This window comes from Streptomyces sp. NPDC051207 (assembly GCF_040682395.1).
In the GTDB taxonomy this organism is placed as follows: Bacteria; Actinomycetota; Actinomycetes; order Streptomycetales; family Streptomycetaceae; genus Streptomyces.
Genome location: NZ_JBFBAX010000017.1, coordinates 131,729 through 148,053, shown reverse-complemented (window position 1 = coordinate 148,053; position 16,325 = coordinate 131,729). Strand labels below are relative to the sequence as shown.

At 72.5% G+C, this 16,325-nt stretch carries 15 protein-coding genes; 8 read left to right on the top strand and 7 right to left on the bottom strand.

Going from position 1 to position 16,325, the window contains the following annotated elements:
• Nucleotides 1–130: 130 nt before the first annotated feature.
• On the bottom strand, nt 131–979 hold the full coding sequence (locus AB0M97_RS18735; protein WP_365961978.1) for an SGNH/GDSL hydrolase family protein: 849 nt from the start codon (nt 977–979) through the stop codon (nt 131–133).
• Nucleotides 980–1,351: 372 nt separating this feature from the next.
• Between AB0M97_RS18735 and AB0M97_RS18730 the strand changes: the two genes are divergently transcribed.
• The 5 genes from AB0M97_RS18730 to AB0M97_RS18710 all read left to right on the top strand — a co-directional run bounded on the left by AB0M97_RS18730 (nt 1,352) and on the right by AB0M97_RS18710 (nt 7,994).
• Nucleotides 1,352–1,906 (top strand): TetR family transcriptional regulator, encoded by a 555-nt coding sequence (locus tag AB0M97_RS18730; protein WP_365961977.1) that lies wholly within the window; start codon nt 1,352–1,354, stop codon nt 1,904–1,906.
• Nucleotides 1,907–2,038: 132 nt separating this feature from the next.
• Nucleotides 2,039–3,064, top strand: coding sequence for a LacI family DNA-binding transcriptional regulator (locus tag AB0M97_RS18725; protein WP_365961976.1), 1,026 nt, complete (start codon nt 2,039–2,041; stop codon nt 3,062–3,064).
• 230 nt (nt 3,065–3,294) lie between these two features.
• Nucleotides 3,295–4,422 carry a cellulose binding domain-containing protein gene (locus tag AB0M97_RS18720; RefSeq protein ID WP_365961975.1) on the top strand — a complete coding sequence of 376 codons (1,128 nt, stop codon included), beginning with the start codon at nt 3,295–3,297 and terminating at the stop codon, nt 4,420–4,422.
• Between the two features lie 125 nt (nt 4,423–4,547).
• On the top strand, nt 4,548–6,740 hold the full coding sequence (locus tag AB0M97_RS18715) for a glycoside hydrolase family 3 N-terminal domain-containing protein (protein ID WP_365961974.1): 2,193 nt from the start codon (nt 4,548–4,550) through the stop codon (nt 6,738–6,740).
• A gap of 174 nt (nt 6,741–6,914) precedes the next feature.
• Nucleotides 6,915–7,994 carry a lytic polysaccharide monooxygenase gene (locus AB0M97_RS18710; RefSeq protein WP_365961973.1) on the top strand — a complete coding sequence of 360 codons (1,080 nt, stop codon included), beginning with the start codon at nt 6,915–6,917 and terminating at the stop codon, nt 7,992–7,994.
• A 76-nt stretch (nt 7,995–8,070) separates the two neighbouring features.
• Here AB0M97_RS18710 and AB0M97_RS18705 read toward each other — a convergent pair whose 3' ends face one another.
• A complete protein-coding gene (locus tag AB0M97_RS18705; RefSeq protein ID WP_365961972.1) occupies nt 8,071–8,484 on the bottom strand; it encodes a VOC family protein in 414 nt (137 codons plus the stop codon).
• A 142-nt stretch (nt 8,485–8,626) separates the two neighbouring features.
• On the opposite strand from AB0M97_RS18705, the gene AB0M97_RS18700 reads away from it, so the two are divergent.
• The 3 genes from AB0M97_RS18700 (at nt 8,627) to AB0M97_RS18690 (ending at nt 10,887) form a co-directional block, all read left to right on the top strand.
• A complete protein-coding gene (locus tag AB0M97_RS18700; protein WP_365961971.1) occupies nt 8,627–9,388 on the top strand; it encodes a PAS domain-containing protein in 762 nt (253 codons plus the stop codon).
• Nucleotides 9,385–10,362 (top strand): pyridoxal-phosphate dependent enzyme, encoded by a 978-nt coding sequence (locus tag AB0M97_RS18695; protein WP_365961970.1) that lies wholly within the window; start codon nt 9,385–9,387, stop codon nt 10,360–10,362. The genes AB0M97_RS18700 and AB0M97_RS18695 overlap by 4 nt, the downstream gene beginning before the upstream one ends.
• A 165-nt stretch (nt 10,363–10,527) precedes the next feature.
• The gene (locus AB0M97_RS18690; protein WP_365961969.1) at nt 10,528–10,887 is read left to right on the top strand and encodes a cupin domain-containing protein; all 360 of its coding nucleotides are present in this window, start codon (nt 10,528–10,530) and stop codon (nt 10,885–10,887) included.
• A 119-nt stretch (nt 10,888–11,006) separates the two neighbouring features.
• On the opposite strand, the gene AB0M97_RS18685 is transcribed toward AB0M97_RS18690, so the two are convergent.
• From AB0M97_RS18685 to AB0M97_RS18665, 5 genes are all read right to left on the bottom strand, one after another.
• Nucleotides 11,007–12,365: a VWA domain-containing protein gene (locus AB0M97_RS18685; RefSeq protein ID WP_365961968.1), complete on the bottom strand. Its 1,359-nt coding sequence runs from the start codon at nt 12,363–12,365 to the stop codon at nt 11,007–11,009.
• Complete coding sequence (locus AB0M97_RS18680) at nt 12,362–13,219, bottom strand: MoxR family ATPase (RefSeq protein ID WP_365961988.1); 858 nt, start codon at nt 13,217–13,219, stop codon at nt 12,362–12,364. Before AB0M97_RS18680 ends, AB0M97_RS18685 begins: the two co-directional genes overlap by 4 nt.
• 147 nt (nt 13,220–13,366) lie before the next feature.
• Nucleotides 13,367–14,050, bottom strand: a complete 684-nt coding sequence (locus AB0M97_RS18675; RefSeq protein ID WP_365961967.1) for an LUD domain-containing protein — start codon at nt 14,048–14,050, stop codon at nt 13,367–13,369.
• Nucleotides 14,047–15,525: a lactate utilization protein B gene (locus AB0M97_RS18670; protein ID WP_365961966.1), complete on the bottom strand. Its 1,479-nt coding sequence runs from the start codon at nt 15,523–15,525 to the stop codon at nt 14,047–14,049. The genes AB0M97_RS18675 and AB0M97_RS18670 overlap by 4 nt, the downstream gene beginning before the upstream one ends.
• On the bottom strand, nt 15,522–16,274 hold the full coding sequence (locus AB0M97_RS18665) for a (Fe-S)-binding protein (protein ID WP_365961965.1): 753 nt from the start codon (nt 16,272–16,274) through the stop codon (nt 15,522–15,524). The genes AB0M97_RS18670 and AB0M97_RS18665 overlap by 4 nt, the downstream gene beginning before the upstream one ends.
• Nucleotides 16,275–16,325 lie beyond the last annotated feature (51 nt).

The following is a 16,325-nucleotide window of genomic DNA, read 5'->3' as shown; positions in this document are numbered from 1 at the left end:
GCGCCCCCCTCCCGCGCGCGCCCGCCGGCGGGGGCCGCCCCCGCCCCCCCCCCCGCCCCCGCGCGGGCCGGCCCCCCCCCCCCCCCCCCCCGCGCTCCTCTTCCGGCCCGGTGTCCGGACCGGTACCGGATCAGCCCAGGCCGAGCGTGTCCATCGTCTGCTCGGCCATCCGCGCCTCACCGAGCGCGTTGGGGTGGACCGGCACGACGTTCCGCCCGAACAGCAGCGGCTCGATCCACCGGGTGCCGCTCGGCTTGCACGCGTCGTGGCCGTCCGACGTACGGGAGAAGTCCACGTAGGTGGCGCCGGTCTCGGTGGCGGCGCGTTCGACCACGGCGTTGAGGTGCGCCTGGATCGCCCGCACGTACGGCACGTCCCCGGAGGCGATCGGCATCTTCGCGAAGCAGGACGGGTCGGCGGCGGCCGGCATGATCCACGGATAACCCAGCACGGCCACGCGGGCGTTGGGCGACTTCGCCCGGACCTTCTCCAGGGCGGCCTTCAGCGCCGGATACGTACTGGAGTCGATCTTGTCGTCGAAGGAGCTGCCGTACCGGTCCTTGCACGGGCTGCCGTGGCCCGCGGTGAGGAGCCCGGCGGTGCCGCAGGCGAGCATGGCGCCGATGAAGGTGTTGTTGTCGTTGCCGCCGATCGTGAGCGTCACCAGGTCGGTGTCCTGGCGGAGCGCCTCGATCTGCGGCGGCACGCCCGGGTACTGCGCCTCGGTGAAGTCCTTGGTCTGCGCGGCACCGCAGGTGACGTCGGTGAGCCGGGCGCCGGTGCGCGAGGCGACGACCTTGGGGTAGTTCGCCTTCGAGCGCAGGCACAGCGGCGAGGTCAGGTCGACGGGCAGGACGCCCGAGCCCGCGCTGTAGCTGTCGCCGAGGGCGACGTAGTCGAGGGTCGTGGTGGCGTGCGCGGCGGGTCCGGCGAGCGCGAGGGCGGCCACGGAGGCCACCGCCGTTGTTGTCGCGGTCATGACATGGCGGAGTGCGGGCATCGGCGTCTGCTCTCTGTTGTCGGCCGCGGCGCAGCGTGAGCGGGCACGGCGGTGCCCCGGCCCGGTGCGCCGGGTGCGGGAAACGGGCGGCTCAAGCGGTCGGAAGGGTCGGCTCGGGCGGTCGAGCCGTGGGCTCGGACAGCGCAGAACGGGCGGCTCCGGCGAACCGCACGCGGGGTTACCGCTTGGTTCTACCGATAGGTAATGTGCGGCCGTCCCGCCCCGGAGTCAACTATGTTGACCAATCTTCTTGATTTCCACACGCCCGGAGCCGCCGGCGCCCCGGCCCCACACGCGATCCCCCCTCGGCCCACCGGCCGCACGCGCCGTCCCGGCTCCTATCCTGGCGGCATGCCGCAGACCGGAACCGGTGCCACCACCCGTGAAGCCATCCGCGCAGCAGCGACCCGGCTCTTCCGGGAACAGGGGTTCGCCAGGACCACCGTCCGCCAGATCGCGGCAGCCGCCGGGGCGGACCCGGCGCTGGTGATCCGCCACTTCCGCAGCAAGGAACTGCTGTTCCTGGAGACGATGCACCTGACCATCGACGACGAGCCCCTCCTCGACGTACCGCTGGAGCACCTCGGGGAGAAGCTCGTGGAACTGCTGGTCGACCTCGACGGCTCCGCCCGCGACATCTTCCTCGCCCTCGTGCGCGGCAGCGGCGAGCCGCAGATCGCCGAGCGCCTCAAAGCCGGCCACGAGACCACATTCGTACGGCCGTTGCGCGCCCGGCTGTCCGGACCCGACGCCGACGTCCGCTCCCGGCTCGCCGGCGCGATGGCCGCCGGGCTGCTCTACGCGCTGTGGCTGGCCGGCGACGAGGCGCTGCTGCGTGCCGACCGGAGGGAACTCGTGTGCCGCTACGGACCGTTGCTCCAGGAGGTGCTCACCCCACGGGCGTAATCGCGCCACGACCCGCCCGGCGACCGCCAAAAGCCCTGTGCCGGGGGCCCGCCAGGTAGAGACCAGTCCGAGACCTGTCGATAGCGGCGAGCCCTGCCCTTACTATCGGGTGATCTCGTGGGGGAGGTCGACATGGGCAGCAGACAGCGCCCGGGCACACCGACGCTGGAGGAGGTGGCCGCTCTCGCGGGAGTCGGCCGGGGGACCGTCTCCCGCGTCATCAACAACGCGGCCGGAGTGCGCGACACGACGCGCCGCGCCGTGGAGCGCGCCATCGCGGAACTGGGCTACGTGCCCAACCTCGCCGCCCGCTCCCTGGCCGGGCGGCGTGCGGACGCCGTCGCGCTGGTGATGACGGAGCCGGACTGGCGGCAGTTCGGCGAGCCGTTCTTCTCGGCGGTCGTCGGCGCGGTCGGCGACGCGCTGACCGACACGGGCGTGCAACTGCTGCTCACCCTGGTCCGTACGGACATCGAACGGCAGCGGTTCGTGGAGTACGCGCGCGGCGGCCGGGTCGACGGCGTGCTGCTGATGTCCGTGCACGCCAAGGACCAGCTGCCCGACATGCTCGCCGAGGCCGGCCTGCCCACCGTCATGCTCGGCCGGCGCTCGGGCGACGAGAGCGTGACCTACGTCGACGCGGACAACGCCGGCGGGGCCCGCAGCGCGGTCACCCACCTGCTGAGCACCGGGCGCAAGGCCATCGGGACCGTCACCGGGCCGCTCGACATGTACGTCGCCCAGTGCAGGCTGCGCGGCTACCGCGAGGCCCTGGAGCGCGCGGGCGTGGAGATCAGGCCGTCCCGGATCGTGGAGGGCGACTTCACCGAGCGCAGCGGGCGCCTGGCGACCGCCGAACTCATCGCGCGCGACCCCAAGATCGACGCCGTGCTCGCCGCGTCGGACACCATGGCCGCGGGCGCGCTCAGCGCGCTGCGCGCGGCCGGACGCCGGGTGCCCCAGGACGTCGCGGTGATCGGCTTCGACGACTTCGAGCTGGCCGAGCACACCGAGCCGCAGCTGACGACGGTCCGTCAGCCGGTGGAGGAGATCGGCCGGACGATGGTGCGGCTGCTGCTGGAGGAGATGGAGGATTCGGCGGTCGCCTGGCGGCACGTCATCCTCCGCACGGAGCTGGTGCGCCGCGCCTCGGCGTGACCGAATCTTTCGGGAGCGCTCCCAATCACGCCGAGTGCGTTGTGGATCACCCCCGGTGACCTGCGGCTTCGAAATTGGTTCGATGCAATTGGTGCGCATGGGGTTGTCAGGGACATGGGCGCCTTCTACAGTCCCGTCCGAGCCGGGAAATGGGAGCGCTCCCATCAGTGGGGAGATGGGAGCGCTGCCACCCGGTGTGCCACCCGCAACCTCCCGGAGAGGTCCCCCGCATGCGACCGTTACCGCGTCAGACCCGCGCCCTGCGCGGACTGCTGGCCACGATCCTCACCGCTCTCGCCTCCGTCGCGGCCCTGGTGACCGCGACGGCGCCCGCCCAGGCGGACACCACCATCTGCGAGCAGTTCGGATCGACCACCATCCAGGGACGCTACGTCGTCCAGAACAACCGCTGGGGCACCAGCGAGACCCAGTGCGTCACCGCGACCGACACCGGCTTCCGACTCACGCAGGCCGACGGCTCGGTGCCCACCAACGGCGCCCCGAAGTCGTACCCGTCGATCTTCAACGGCTGCCACTACACCAACTGCTCGCCGGGGACCAACCTCCCCGTGCAGATCAGCAGCATCTCCAGCGCACCCTCCAGCATCTCCTACGGCTACGTCAGCAACGCCGTCTACAACGCCTCGTACGACATCTGGCTGGACCCGACGCCCAAGACCGACGGCGTGAACCGGACCGAGATCATGATCTGGTTCAACAGGGTCGGCCCGATCCAGCCCATCGGTTCGCAGGTCGGCACCGCCACCGTCGGCGGACGCACCTGGCAGGTGTGGTCGGGCAGCAACGGCTCCAACGACGTGCTGTCCTTCGTCGCTCCCTCGGCCATCACCAGCTGGAGCTTCGACGTGAAGGACTTCATCAACGCGACCGTCGCCCGGGGCATGGCCCAGAACAACTGGTACCTGACGAGCGTCCAGGCCGGCTTCGAGCCCTGGCAGGGCGGCGCGGGCCTCGCCGTGAACTCCTTCTCGTCCACCGTCAACACCGGCGGGACCGGCCCGGGCGGCCCCGGCACCCCGGCGGCCTGTGAGGTGGGCTACGCGACGAACGTCTGGTCGGGCGGCTACACGGCCAACGTCACCGTCAAGAACAACGGCACGGCGCCGATCGACGGCTGGAAGCTCGCCTTCACGCTGCCCTCGGGTCAGCGCGTCACCAGCGCCTGGAATGCCACCGTGACGCCGTCCTCGGGTGCGGTCACGGCGACCCCGGTGTCCCACACCGCCCGGATCGCCGCAGGCGGCACCCAGACGTTCGGCTTCCAGGGCACGTACAGCGGCACCTTCGCGAAGCCGAGCGGCTTCAGCCTCAACGGCACCGCCTGCACCAGCGTGTGACCCAGGCGGCGGGACCGTCACCCGCCGCCTCCCCACCGCTTCGGGACCCGCTCTCTTCCCCTCGCGCCGACAGAGCGGGTCCCGGAGTACCACCGACGTGGACCGCCTCGGAAAGGCCGTTCCCCATGAGTCTCACGCCGTCCGTCCGCCGCCCGGCCGCCGTGGCCGCGCTGTGCGCCGCGGCCCTCGCCCTGACCGGGCTGACCGCCGCCGCGCCGTCCGCCGAACGTGCCGCCGTCCACCCCTACCAGAACGCGTCCCTGCCGGTGGCCGACCGCGTCAACGACCTGTTGGGCCGCATGACGCTGGACGACAAGCTCGGCCAGATGACGCAGATCGAGAAGGACGCGCTGGTCCCGCAGTCCGACCTCGCCACCTACCGCATCGGCTCGGTGCTGTCCGGCGGTGACTCGACGGTCAGCCCGAACAACGCGCAGACCTGGGCCGACACCTACGACTCGCTCCAGCGGACCGCGCTCGGCACCCCGCTGGGCATCCCCATGATCTACGGCATCGACGCCGTGCACGGCCACAACGCGGTACGCGGCGCCACGCTCTTCCCGCACAACATCGGCCTCGGCGCCACCCGCGACCCGGCGCTCGTCCAGCGCATCGGGCGCGCGGTCGCCGAGGAGATCGCCGGCACCGGCATCGACTGGGACTTCGCGCCCTGCCTGTGCGTGGCGCGCAACGACCGGTGGGGCCGCACCTACGAGTCGTTCGGCGAGAAGCCCGAACTGCCCACCTCGATGACCACGTTCGTCACCGGCATGCAGGGCGCGACCCTGGGCGCCGACCCCGCCTCCGTGCTCACCACCGCCAAGCACTACCTCGGCGACGGCGGCACCACCGGGGGAGTGGACCAGGGCAACACCGAACTGTCCGAGGCGGACCTGCGCGCGATCCACCTGCCGCCCTTCCGGGAGGCCGTGCGGCGGGGCGCCGGCTCGGTGATGCTCTCCTACAGCAGCTGGAACGGTGTGCGCTCGCACGCCCACAAGTACCTGGTCACCGACGTGCTCAAGGGGGAGCTGGGCTTCTCCGGGTTCGTGGTGTCCGACTGGGCGGCCGTCGACCAGCTCGACGGGCAGAGCGGCTTCACCGGCGCCGAGATCAGGACCGCCGTCAACGCGGGCGTCGACATGGTGATGGTCCCGCACGACTACAAGAAGTTCCTCTCCCTGCTGCGCGGCGAGGTGGACGCGGGCCGGATCAGCACCGCGCGCGTCGACGACGCCAACCGGCGCATCCTCACCAAGAAGTTCCAGCTCGGCCTGTTCGAACGGCCGTTGACGGACCGCTCGTACACCTCCACGGTCGGCTCCGCCGAGCACCGGGCGCTCGCCCGGCAGGCCGTGCGCGCCTCGCAGGTGCTGCTGAAGAACGACGGCGGCATCCTGCCGCTGGCGAAGAACGCGAAGCTGTTCGTCGCCGGCAAGTCGGCCGACGACATCGGCAACCAGAGCGGCGGCTGGACGCTGGGCTGGCAGGGCCGCAGCGGGCCCGTCACCGAGGGCACCACCGTCCTGCGGGGCATCCGCTCCACCGTCACCGACCCCTCCCGCGTCACCTACGACCGGTACGGCAACGGCATCGACGGCAGCTACACCGCCGCCGTGGCCGTCGTCGGCGAGACACCGTACGCCGAGATGCGCGGCGACCGCCCCGGCAGCATGGGCCTCGACCAGGAGGACCTGGCGACGCTGGCCAAGCTGAAGGCGAGCGGCGTGCCCGTCGTCGTGGTCCTGGTGTCCGGCCGCCCGCTGGACATCGCCGCCCAGCTGCCCGACTGGAAGGCCCTGCTGGCGGCCTGGCTGCCGGGCACCGAGGGCAACGGCGTGTCCGACGTGCTGTTCGGCGATTACGCCCCGACCGGCAAGCTGCCGGTGACGTGGATGCGCAGCGCCTCCCAGCAGCCCATCAACGACGGCGACGGCAAGACCCCGCTGTTCCCGTTCGGCCACGGCCTGACCTACGGAGCGCAGCCCGACCCGGACCCGGACCCCGGTCCCACGCCGGGCGAGAAGGCCTGCACCGCCCAGTTCAAGACCACCTCGTCCTGGTCCGGCGGGTTCCAGGCCGAGGTGACCGTCAAGAACACCGGCACCGGCCCGCTCACCGGCTGGTCCGTCGGCTGGGACCTGGGCGGCGCCACGATCACCAACCTCTGGAACGGCTCCCTGACCGTGTCGCAGGGCCGCGCCACCGTCCGCAACACCTCCTTCAACGGCTCGCTCGCGCCGGGCGCCGTCACATCGTTCGGCTTCACCGCGAACGGCACCGCAGGCACACCGGCCCCGGGCTGCACCGGCTCCTGACCGGGCCACCGGCATCCGTCCGCCCACACCCCCCATACACCCCCGTCCGTCCGGTGGGAGCCGCCCCGGACGGGCGGGGGCTCCAACGCCTTCGCCCGCGGCCACCGGCCGCGGGACGGGAGGGCACGCGCACCACGGAACCGCAGAACTGATCCATTCGGGACAGGAGAGCCCATGTCACTACGCACGAAGCTCATCTCCTTGGCGGCGGTGCTGGCCACACTGCTCGGCGCGGTCGGACTGACCCTGCTCGGCCAGGGCAAGGCCGAGGCGCACGGGGTGGCGATGATGCCCGGCTCGCGCACCTACCTGTGCCAGTTGGACGCCATCACCAGCACCGGCGCCGTGAACCCGACCAACCCGGCGTGCCGGGACGCCGTCAACCAGAGCGGCGCCACGGCGCTCTACAACTGGTTCGCCGTCCTGGACTCCAACGCGGGCGGACGCGGTGCCGGTTATGTGCCGGACGGCAAGCTGTGCAGCGCCGGTGACCGGTCGCCGTACGACTTCCGTGCCTACAACATGGCCCGCTCCGACTGGCCGCGGACCCATCTGACGTCCGGCGCGACCATGAAGGTGAAGTACAGCAACTGGGCGGCGCACCCCGGTTCCTTCCGGGTGTACGTCTCCAAGCCGGGCTACTCGCCGAGCACCGAGCTGGGCTGGGACGACCTGGAGCTCATCCAGACCGTCACCAACCCGGCCCAGTCGGGCTCGCCCGGCACCGACGGCGGCCACTACCTCTGGGACCTGAAGCTGCCCTCGGGCCGCTCCGGGGACGCCGTGATCTTCATCCAGTGGGTGCGCTCGGACAGCCAGGAGAACTTCTTCTCCTGCTCCGACGTCGTCTTCGACGGCGGAAACGGCGAGGTCACGGGCATCCGCAACGGCGGCACCACGCCGAGCCCGACCCCGACGACGCCCGCCCCGGACCCGACGCACACCGGGTCCTGCATGGCCGTCTACAAGATCGTGAACACCTGGGGCGGCGGCTTCCAGGGCGCCGTCGAGGTCATGAACCACGGCACGCAGCCGCTGAACGGCTGGGCCGTGCAGTGGAAGCCGGGCAGTGGCACGAAGATCAACAGTGTCTGGAACGGCTCACTGTCCACCGCCTCGGACGGCACGGTCACCGTCAGGAACGCGGATCACAACCGGACCGTCGCCGCCGACGGCACGACAACCTTCGGCTTCACCGCCACCTCGACGGGCAACAACCTGCCCGCCGGCACGGTCGGCTGTGTGACGCCGTAGTCCGCACGGCACGTCCGGGGAGCGCCGCGCGGGCCACGCGCGGCGCTCCCCTCGCCGTCCCCGGGGGCCGGGCGGGTCAGCCCTGCGGCTGCGAGATGTTGACCATCCACGGGACACCGAACCGGTCGGTGCACATGCCGAACACGTCGCCCCACATCTGCTTCTCCAGCGGCACGGACACCGAGCCGCCCTCGGACAGCTTCGCCCAGTAGCCGCGCAGTTCGGCGTCGTCCTCGCCGCTGAGACTCACCGCATGGTTGGTGCCCTTCACCAGCTCCATGCCCGGTGGGTTGTCGGAGCCCATCAGCGTGAAGCCGGCGGGTGTCTCCAGCATGGCGTGCATGATCTTGTCGGCGTCGGGCGTGTCCGCCTGGCCGAAGTCCCCGAACCTGTTGAGGTCCAGCGTGCCGCCGAAGACCTCCTGGTAGAACTCCATCGCCTGCCGGGCGTCGCCGTCGAAGGTGAGGTACGGGTTGAGGCGCGAGGCCATGGGAACCTCCTGGTGATCGGGTGGTTTTCGTGCACCGTAACGCGGGGGACCGACAACGGCGCGGCGCGCGGGGTGGACTGTTCGTCCAGTGGGCTGGACGCGTAGTCTGGAGTGCGTGGGGGCGGGTGACAGGGGGGCGGACGTGGACGGGAAACGGGCTCCGGACGGTGAGCGGGACGCGATCCTGGCCGCGTTGCGTCCCGTCGTGGACGGGCTCGCGGCGACCTTCGGCCCCGTCTGCGAAGTCGTCCTGCACGACTACCGCCGGCCCGAGCAGTCCGTGGTCGCCGTCGCCGGCTCGGTCACCGGGCGGACCGTGGGCGGCGCGATGAGCGAGATCGGCATGCGGGTGGCGGCCCACGGCGACGACGCGGGCGACGAGCTGAACCACCTGACCCGCACGCAGGACGGCACCCCGGTGAAGTCGTCCACGATGCTCCTGCGGGACTCGACGGGCACCACCTTCGGCGCCCTCTGCGTCAATCTGGACATCGGTGCCGTCACCCGCGCCCACGACCTGCTCGGCGCGCTCGCGGGTGTCGCCGCCGCCCCCGCCGATCCGCCGACCACCACCTTCGGCAACGACATCGACGCCGTGGTCGACGCCGTCGTGGACACCCACCGGGCACGCCAGGACAAGAGCTGGGCGGAGCTCGACCGGGCACAGCGCCTGGAGCTGTTCCGCTCCCTGGACGCGCGCGGTGTCTTCGCCGTGCGCCGCTCCGTCGAGCAGGTCGCCGCCCGGCTCGGCATCTCCCGCGCCTCCGCCTACACCTACCTGTCCCGGGCGCGGGCGACGGAGCGGGAAGCCGGCCCGGAGACCGCCGAGCGACCTGCCGAGCACTCCGCCCAGCATCCCGCCAAGGAAAGCGACACCACCATCACCGCCGGAGGACCCGCGTGACGACCACGCCCCCGCCCGTCACCCTCGACGACGTCCGTGACGCCGCCGCACGGCTCAAGGGCGTCGCACACCGCACCCCCGTCCTGCGCTCCCGCACCCTGGACGCGCTCGTGGGCGCCGAAGTCCACCTCAAGTGCGAGAACTTCCAGCGCGTGGGCGCGTTCAAGTTCCGCGGCGCCTACCACGCGGCCTCCCGGCTGACCTACCGGCAGCTGGCCAGGGGCATCGCCGCCTACTCGTCCGGCAACCACGCCCAGGCCGTCGCGCTGGCCGCCCGCGAACTCGGCAGCACCGCCGTCATCGTCATGCCCGACGACGCCCCGCCGTCCAAGCGGGACGCCACCGCCGGGTACGGCGCCAAGATCGTCACCTACGACCGCTACACCGGAGACCGCGTCGCCATCGCCGAGGCGCTCGCCGCCGAACGCGGCCTGACCCTCATCCCGCCCTACGAACACCCGCACGTCATCGCCGGACAGGGCACGGCCGCGTTCGAACTCCTCGAAGAAGCGGGGGAGTTGGACGCCCTGGTCGCGCCGGTCGGCGGTGGCGGACTGATCGCCGGGAGCGCCACGGCGGCGAAAGGGCTGCACCCCGGCATCCGCGTGATCGGCGTCGAGCCGGAGGCCGGCGACGACACCAAGCGGTCGCTGGAGGCGGGCCACCGCGTCAGCATCCCCGTCCCGCACACGATCGCCGACGGTCAGGCCCTGCACACCCCCGGCGAGCTGACGTTCTCCCTCAACCGGCGGCTCGTCGACGCCATCGCCCTCGTGACCGACGACGAGATCCGCGATGCCATGCGGTTCGCCTTCGAACGCCTGAAGATCGTGCTGGAGCCGAGTGGTGCCACCCCGCTGGCCGCGCTGCTCAGCCGCCGCGCGGGCAGCCTGCCGCGCCGGATCGGCGTGATCCTGTCCGGTGGCAACATCGACGCGGAACGCTTCGCGCGGCTCTGCGCCCCGGGCGCGTGACGCTGACCTGTCTCGTCGGTCCGGGCCCGCTCCCGTCCCCCGGATGGCGGTCCCGGCTTGACGGGCGGAGGATGAAGTGGCGGGGCAGGCCTGCCGCCGGGCCGCTCCAGGCAGACGGCGACCGGCCCCGGCCGTTACGGAACACGGCCGGAAAGGAGAGGCGTCATGTTCGAGGTGAAGACGCTCGACAAGCCGGACGAGCGGCGGGACTTCCCCAACGGCCACCTGGAGGCCGTCCACATGTCGGGGCTCGACTTCGCGGTGGCCACCTTCGAGCCGGGCTGGCGCTGGTCGGAGTCCGTGGGACCGATCGCGGGCACCGAGAGCTGCCAGGTCCACCACAACGGCTACGTCGTCCAGGGCCGCCTCTACATCCGCATGGACGACGGCGTCGAGGGCGAAGTGGGCCCCGGTGACGTGTTCGTGTGCGCGCCCGGGCACGACGCGTGGGTCGTCGGCGACGAGCAGGTGGTCGTGTACGACTTCGCGGGCGGCATGGCACAGGAGTACGCGAAGGCGAAGTGACCCGGCGGAACACGACCGGGGGTGACCGGAGCCCGCTGTCGACGGGAGCCCGCCGTCAAACCCGAGCCCGCCGCGGCCGTACCCGGCCGTGGCCGGAGGCTGAACGTGTCCCGGCCCCGTCACACCGGCAGCAACCGCGAGACCAACCCCCCGAGCTGGTGCACATTGCGGCACTCGTGCATCTCCACCAGCCCGGCGTAGTCCGGCGCGGCGGAGTCGCCCGTGCCCCACAGGGAGACCGGCTCGGGGTTCAGCCAGTAGACGCGGCGGGCCTGTTCGGCGATGCGCCGGACGGCCGGGAGGTTCGGGTCGCCGTGGTTGGTGCGGGCGTCGCCCAGCACGAACACCGTGGTGCGCGGCCCGACGGCATCGCCGTACCGCTCGGCGAACTCGCCCAGGGCCACGCCGTAGTCGCTGCTCCCGTGCCAGCCCGTCAGGGTGGCCCCGGCCCGGATGCGGGCGCCGAGTCCCTCCGGGTCCGCCGCGCCGTGCACGAGGAGACCGGTCACCTCGTCGATCCGGTTGACGAAGGCGAACACCCGCACCTTGCTGAACTGGTCGTGCAGCGCCTGCACCAGCAGCATCGTGAAGTCGGAGAAGCCGGACACCGAGCCGGACACGTCGCACAGCAGCACCAGTTCGGGCCGGGCCGGGCGCCGCCTGCGCAGCACCGGACGCATCGGCACGCCGCCCGTCGACAGCGATCCGCGCAGGGTGCGCCGCAGGTCGATCGAGCCGCGCGACGCCCGCCGCCGGCGTGCCGCGAGCCGGGTGGCGAGCTTGCGGGCCAGCGGCCGGACCGTCCTGCGCAATGCGGCCAGCTGGGCCTTCCCGGCGAGAAGGAAGTCGACCCGGTCGGGCGTCGGCGCGACCGCGCGCCGGGCGATCTCGTCGCGGCCCCGCCGTTCCGCGACCCGTCGGCGGGCCTCCGCGCCGACCATCCGCCGGAACCCCTCGATGCGCTGCCGGATCTCGTCCTCCAGCAGCCGGTCGGCGAACCCGGCGCCGGGGCTGCCCGCCCGGACCGTGTCGCGGACGCGGGCCAGCAGCGTCTGCGGACGGATCCGGTCCAGCGTCTGCCGCGACGACCAGCCGTCCGAGCCCGGCGAGGAGCCGTACCCGCCGAAGCCGTCGACCGCCTCGGCGGCCAGCCGCGCCAGCAGCGCCCGGTCGTCGCCGGCGAGGGCCGCGGCGAGCCGGTCGCGCAGGTCCTCGCGGTCCGCCGGTTCGCCGTCCGGGCCGCCGACGCCGCGCGGGAAGTACAGATCGAAGACCGGGTCGAACACCCGCCGCTGGTCCGGGGCGTGCAGCAGCGTCGCGGCCAGCCCTTCCCGCAGCAGCTCGCGGTCCGAAAGGCCCAGCGCCGTCACCGCGCGCGCCGCGTCCACCGTCTCGCCGGTGCCGACGCGCACGCCGTGCGCGCGCAGCGCCCCGACGAGCGACGTCAGCCGCTCGGCGACATCGCCCGGCGCGGTCACACGGCGTCCAGGTCGAGTGCGGCGGCGGCCTTCACCATGTCGTCCTGGTGCTTGAGGATCACGCCGAGGCTGTCACGCACCACGGACTCGTCGAGCCGGCCGGCGCCGAGGGCGAGCAGTGTGCGCGCCCAGTCGATGGTCTCGGCGACCGACGGCACCTTGCGCAGGTCCATGGCCCGCAGCGCGCCGATCACCCGCACGACGGACGCGGCCAGCGTCTCGTCCAGGTCCGGCACCTTCAGCCGGACGATGCTGCGCTCCAGCTCCTCGTCCGGGAAACCGATGTGGAGGAACAGGCAGCGGCGGCGCAGCGCCTCCGACAGTTCACGGCTCGCGTTGGAGGTCAGCACGACGAACGGCCGGCGCGCCGCGGTGATCGTGCCGAGTTCGGGGACGGTGACCTGGAAGTCGCTGAGCACCTCCAGCAGCAGGCCCTCGACCTCGACGTCCGCCTTGTCGGTCTCGTCGATGAGGAGGACCTTCGGGTCGTCGCCGCGGATGGCGGTCAGCAGGGGACGGGCGAGCAGGAACTCCTCGCTGAAGACGTCCGTGCGCGCCTCGTCCCACGTCTCGTCGCGACCCGCGCTGATGCGCAGCAGCTGCTTGGCGTGGTTCCACTCGTAGAGCGCGCGGGACTCGTCCACGCCCTCGTAACACTGGAGCCGTACCAGGCGTGCGCCGGCGACCTGGGCGACGGCCTTGGCGAGTTCCGTCTTGCCGACCCCGGCGGGGCCCTCCACCAGCAGGGGCTTGCCGAGACGGTCGGCCAGGAAGACGGTCGTGGCGACGGCGGGCGACGCCAGATAGCCGGTCTCCGAAAGGCGCGCGGAGACGTCGTCGACGGAAGTGAACAGCACCAGGGCCTCCAGGTCGGCGCGATACCCGGAGGCCCATCCAAGCGCTTGTTCACCTGCTCTGTCACGGGGAATCCGCCGTCTTTCGTGCCCGCCGGGCTCCCGGACGGCACGGCGACGTACCGTTGCCCGGCTGCGGCCGGGGCACTACGAAGCGACGTCCGCGCTCGTCCGGCCGCTCACCAGCACCACCTCCAGGGTGCGCGGGCCGTGCACCCCCTCGACCCGGTCCAGCTCGATGTCGCTGGTGGCGGACGGTCCCGAGATCCAGGTCAGCGGGCGGGCCGGATCGAGGCGTTCGAGGGCGTGGGGGACGGCCGGGACGACCTGGTCGGGGACGCGCACCACGCAGATGTGGTGGTCCGGCACGAGCGTGATGCGGCGGCGGCCCTGGTCCGGGCCGCCGTCCAGCACGATGGTGCCGGTCTCGGCGATCGCCACCGCGCACCCGGTGACCACGCTGTCCACGCCGTCCAGTTCGCGCGGCGTGCTCTCCGCCCGGTCCGGGACCCGCTCGGTGTCGGTCGCCGCCAGCCACGCCGGGTCGAGGCCCGGCGGGACGAGGACCGTCCTCGCGGCGCGCGCCGCCAGCAGCCCCGCGATCGTCGCGGGCAGGCCGTCCGCCGTGCAGCGGTGCACGAGGGCCCGGTAGTCCGCCAGGTTCCCGGCGAGCAGATCCACCGTCTGCGCCACCGTGCGCTCGCCGTGCTCGCGGAGGTAACCGCGGTGCACGTCCCGCTCGTACGCGGGATCCCGCCGCTCGGGTACCGCGGCAGGCACGTCCGCGAGCGCGCGCCGCACCCGGCCCACGATGCGTTCCCTGCTGCTCACTTCACGTCCTTCTTTCCGCCGTCCGTCCGCTGCCACCAGTCCCGGAACGGCTCCGCGGGCAGCGCCGGAACATCCCGTGAGCCGGTCCACGCCCGGCCCGGACCGGGCAGAGTGCGCGGCACGAGCCGGCGGCCCCGGGAGGCGAGGCGCTGACCGGCGCGCAACGCACCCGGCCGGGTGAGTGTCCAGCGCGCCGCCCTGATCGCGGCCCGCTCCGCCGCGTGCCCCTTGGCGGGCTTCAGCACGACCCTGTTGCCGTCGCGCGTGACCGGGCCGCCCTGCGCGATCCGCTCCCGCAGGTGCACCAGCACCTCGGGGATGTCGATGGCGACCGGGCACACCTCGTAGCAGGCGCCGCACAGCGACGAGGCGTACGGCAGCGAGGCGTCGATCTCGCTCTGCGTGCCCCGCAGCTGAGGGCTGAGGATCGCGCCGATGGGGCCCGGGTAGACCGAGCCGTAGGCGTGCCCGCCCGCCCGCTCGTACACCGGGCAGACGTTGAGGCAGGCCGAGCAGCGGATGCAGCGCAGGGCCTGGCGGCCGACCTCGTCGGCGAGGGTGTCGGTGCGGCCGTTGTCCAGCAGCACCAGGTGGAAGACGCGCGGGCCGTCCCCGTCGGTGGTGCCGGTCCACGTCGACGTGTACGGGTTCATGCGCTCGGCCGTGGACGAGCGCGGGAGGGTCTGCAGGAACACCTCCAGGTCCCGCCAGGTCGGCACGGTCTTCTCGATGCCGACGACGGAGATCAGCGTCTCGGGCAGCGTCAGGCACATGCGGCCGTTGCCCTCGGACTCCACGACGACCAGCGTGCCGGTCTCGGCGACCATGAAGTTGGCGCCGGAGATGCCGACCTTGGCGCGCAGGAACTTCTCCCGCAGGTGCAGGCGGGCCGCCTCGGCGAGTTCGGCGGGCGTGTCCGTCAGGCCCTCGGGGGCGGCGCGGCCCCACGCGCCCATCTCGGTGCGGAAGATGTCGCGGATCTCGCCGCGGTTGCGGTGGATCGCCGGGACCAGGATGTGCGAGGGCCGGTCCCTGCCCAGCTGCACGATCAGCTCGGCGAGGTCGGTCTCGTAGGCGCGGATGCCCTCGGCCTCCAGCGCCTCGTTCAGGCCGATCTCCTGCGTCGCCATCGACTTGACCTTGACGACCTCCGACTCGCCGGTCTCCTTGACGAGGCGGGTGACGATCCGGTTGGCCTCGTCGGCGTCGGCGGCCCAGTGGACGATGCCGCCGGCCGCCGTCACCGCCTCCTCCAGCCGCACCAGGTAGTGGTCGAGGTGACGGAGCGTGTGGTCCTTGATCTGCTTGCCGGCCTCCCGCAGCGCCGCCCAGTCGGACAGTTCCGCGACCGCCGCCGCCCGCTTGGCGCGGATCGTGTGCGTCGCGTGCCGCAGGTTGCCGCGGAGCGTCGCGTCGTGGACGGCCTCGTGCGCGGCCTGCGGGAACGCCGGCATGCCGACGAACGTTCCGCTCATGCCGGGTCCTCCTTGGTGCTCGCCAGGATCTCCGCCAGGTGCACCGGCCGCATGCCGGTCCCGAGCCGGGTCATCGTGCCGCCGATGTGCATGAGGCACGAGTTGTCGGCGGCGCACAGCACGTCGGCGCCGGTCGACTCGGCGTTGCGCACCTTGTCGGTGCCCATCGCCGCCGACACGTCCGCGTTCTTCAGGGCGAAGGTGCCGCCGAACCCGCAGCACTCCTCGGCGCCCGGCAGCTCCACCAGCTCCAGCCCTTCCACCGCCTCCAGCAGCCGCCGCGGACGCTCGCCCAGACCGAGGGAGCGCAGCCCGTGACAGGTCGGGTGGTAGGTCACCGTGTGCGGGTAGTGGGCCCCGACGTCGGTCACTCCCAGCACGTCCACCAGGAACTCCGTCAGCTCGTACGTCTTCGGCACCACCGGCGCCAGCGTCGCCGCCAGGACGTCCCCGCGGCCCTCGGCCCGGGCCCGCTCACCCATCCGCGGATACAGCTCCCGCACCATCGCCCCGCAGGAGCCGGACGGCGTCACGATCGCCTCGTAGCCGCCGAACACCTCGGCGAAGTGCCGGGCCATCGGCTCGGTCTCGTGCCGGTAGCCGGTGTTGTAGTGGGCCTGACCGCAGCAGGTCTGCGCCATCGGGAAGTCGACCTCGACGCCCAGCCGGGTCAGCAGCTTCACCACGGCGCGCCCGGTGTCCGGATAGAGCGTGTCGTTGACGCAGGTCAGGAACAGGGCGACACGCATCGCGGCTCCTCCGTCGTTGATCATCGGATGTGTTGCAGGTTAGTCCCGGGC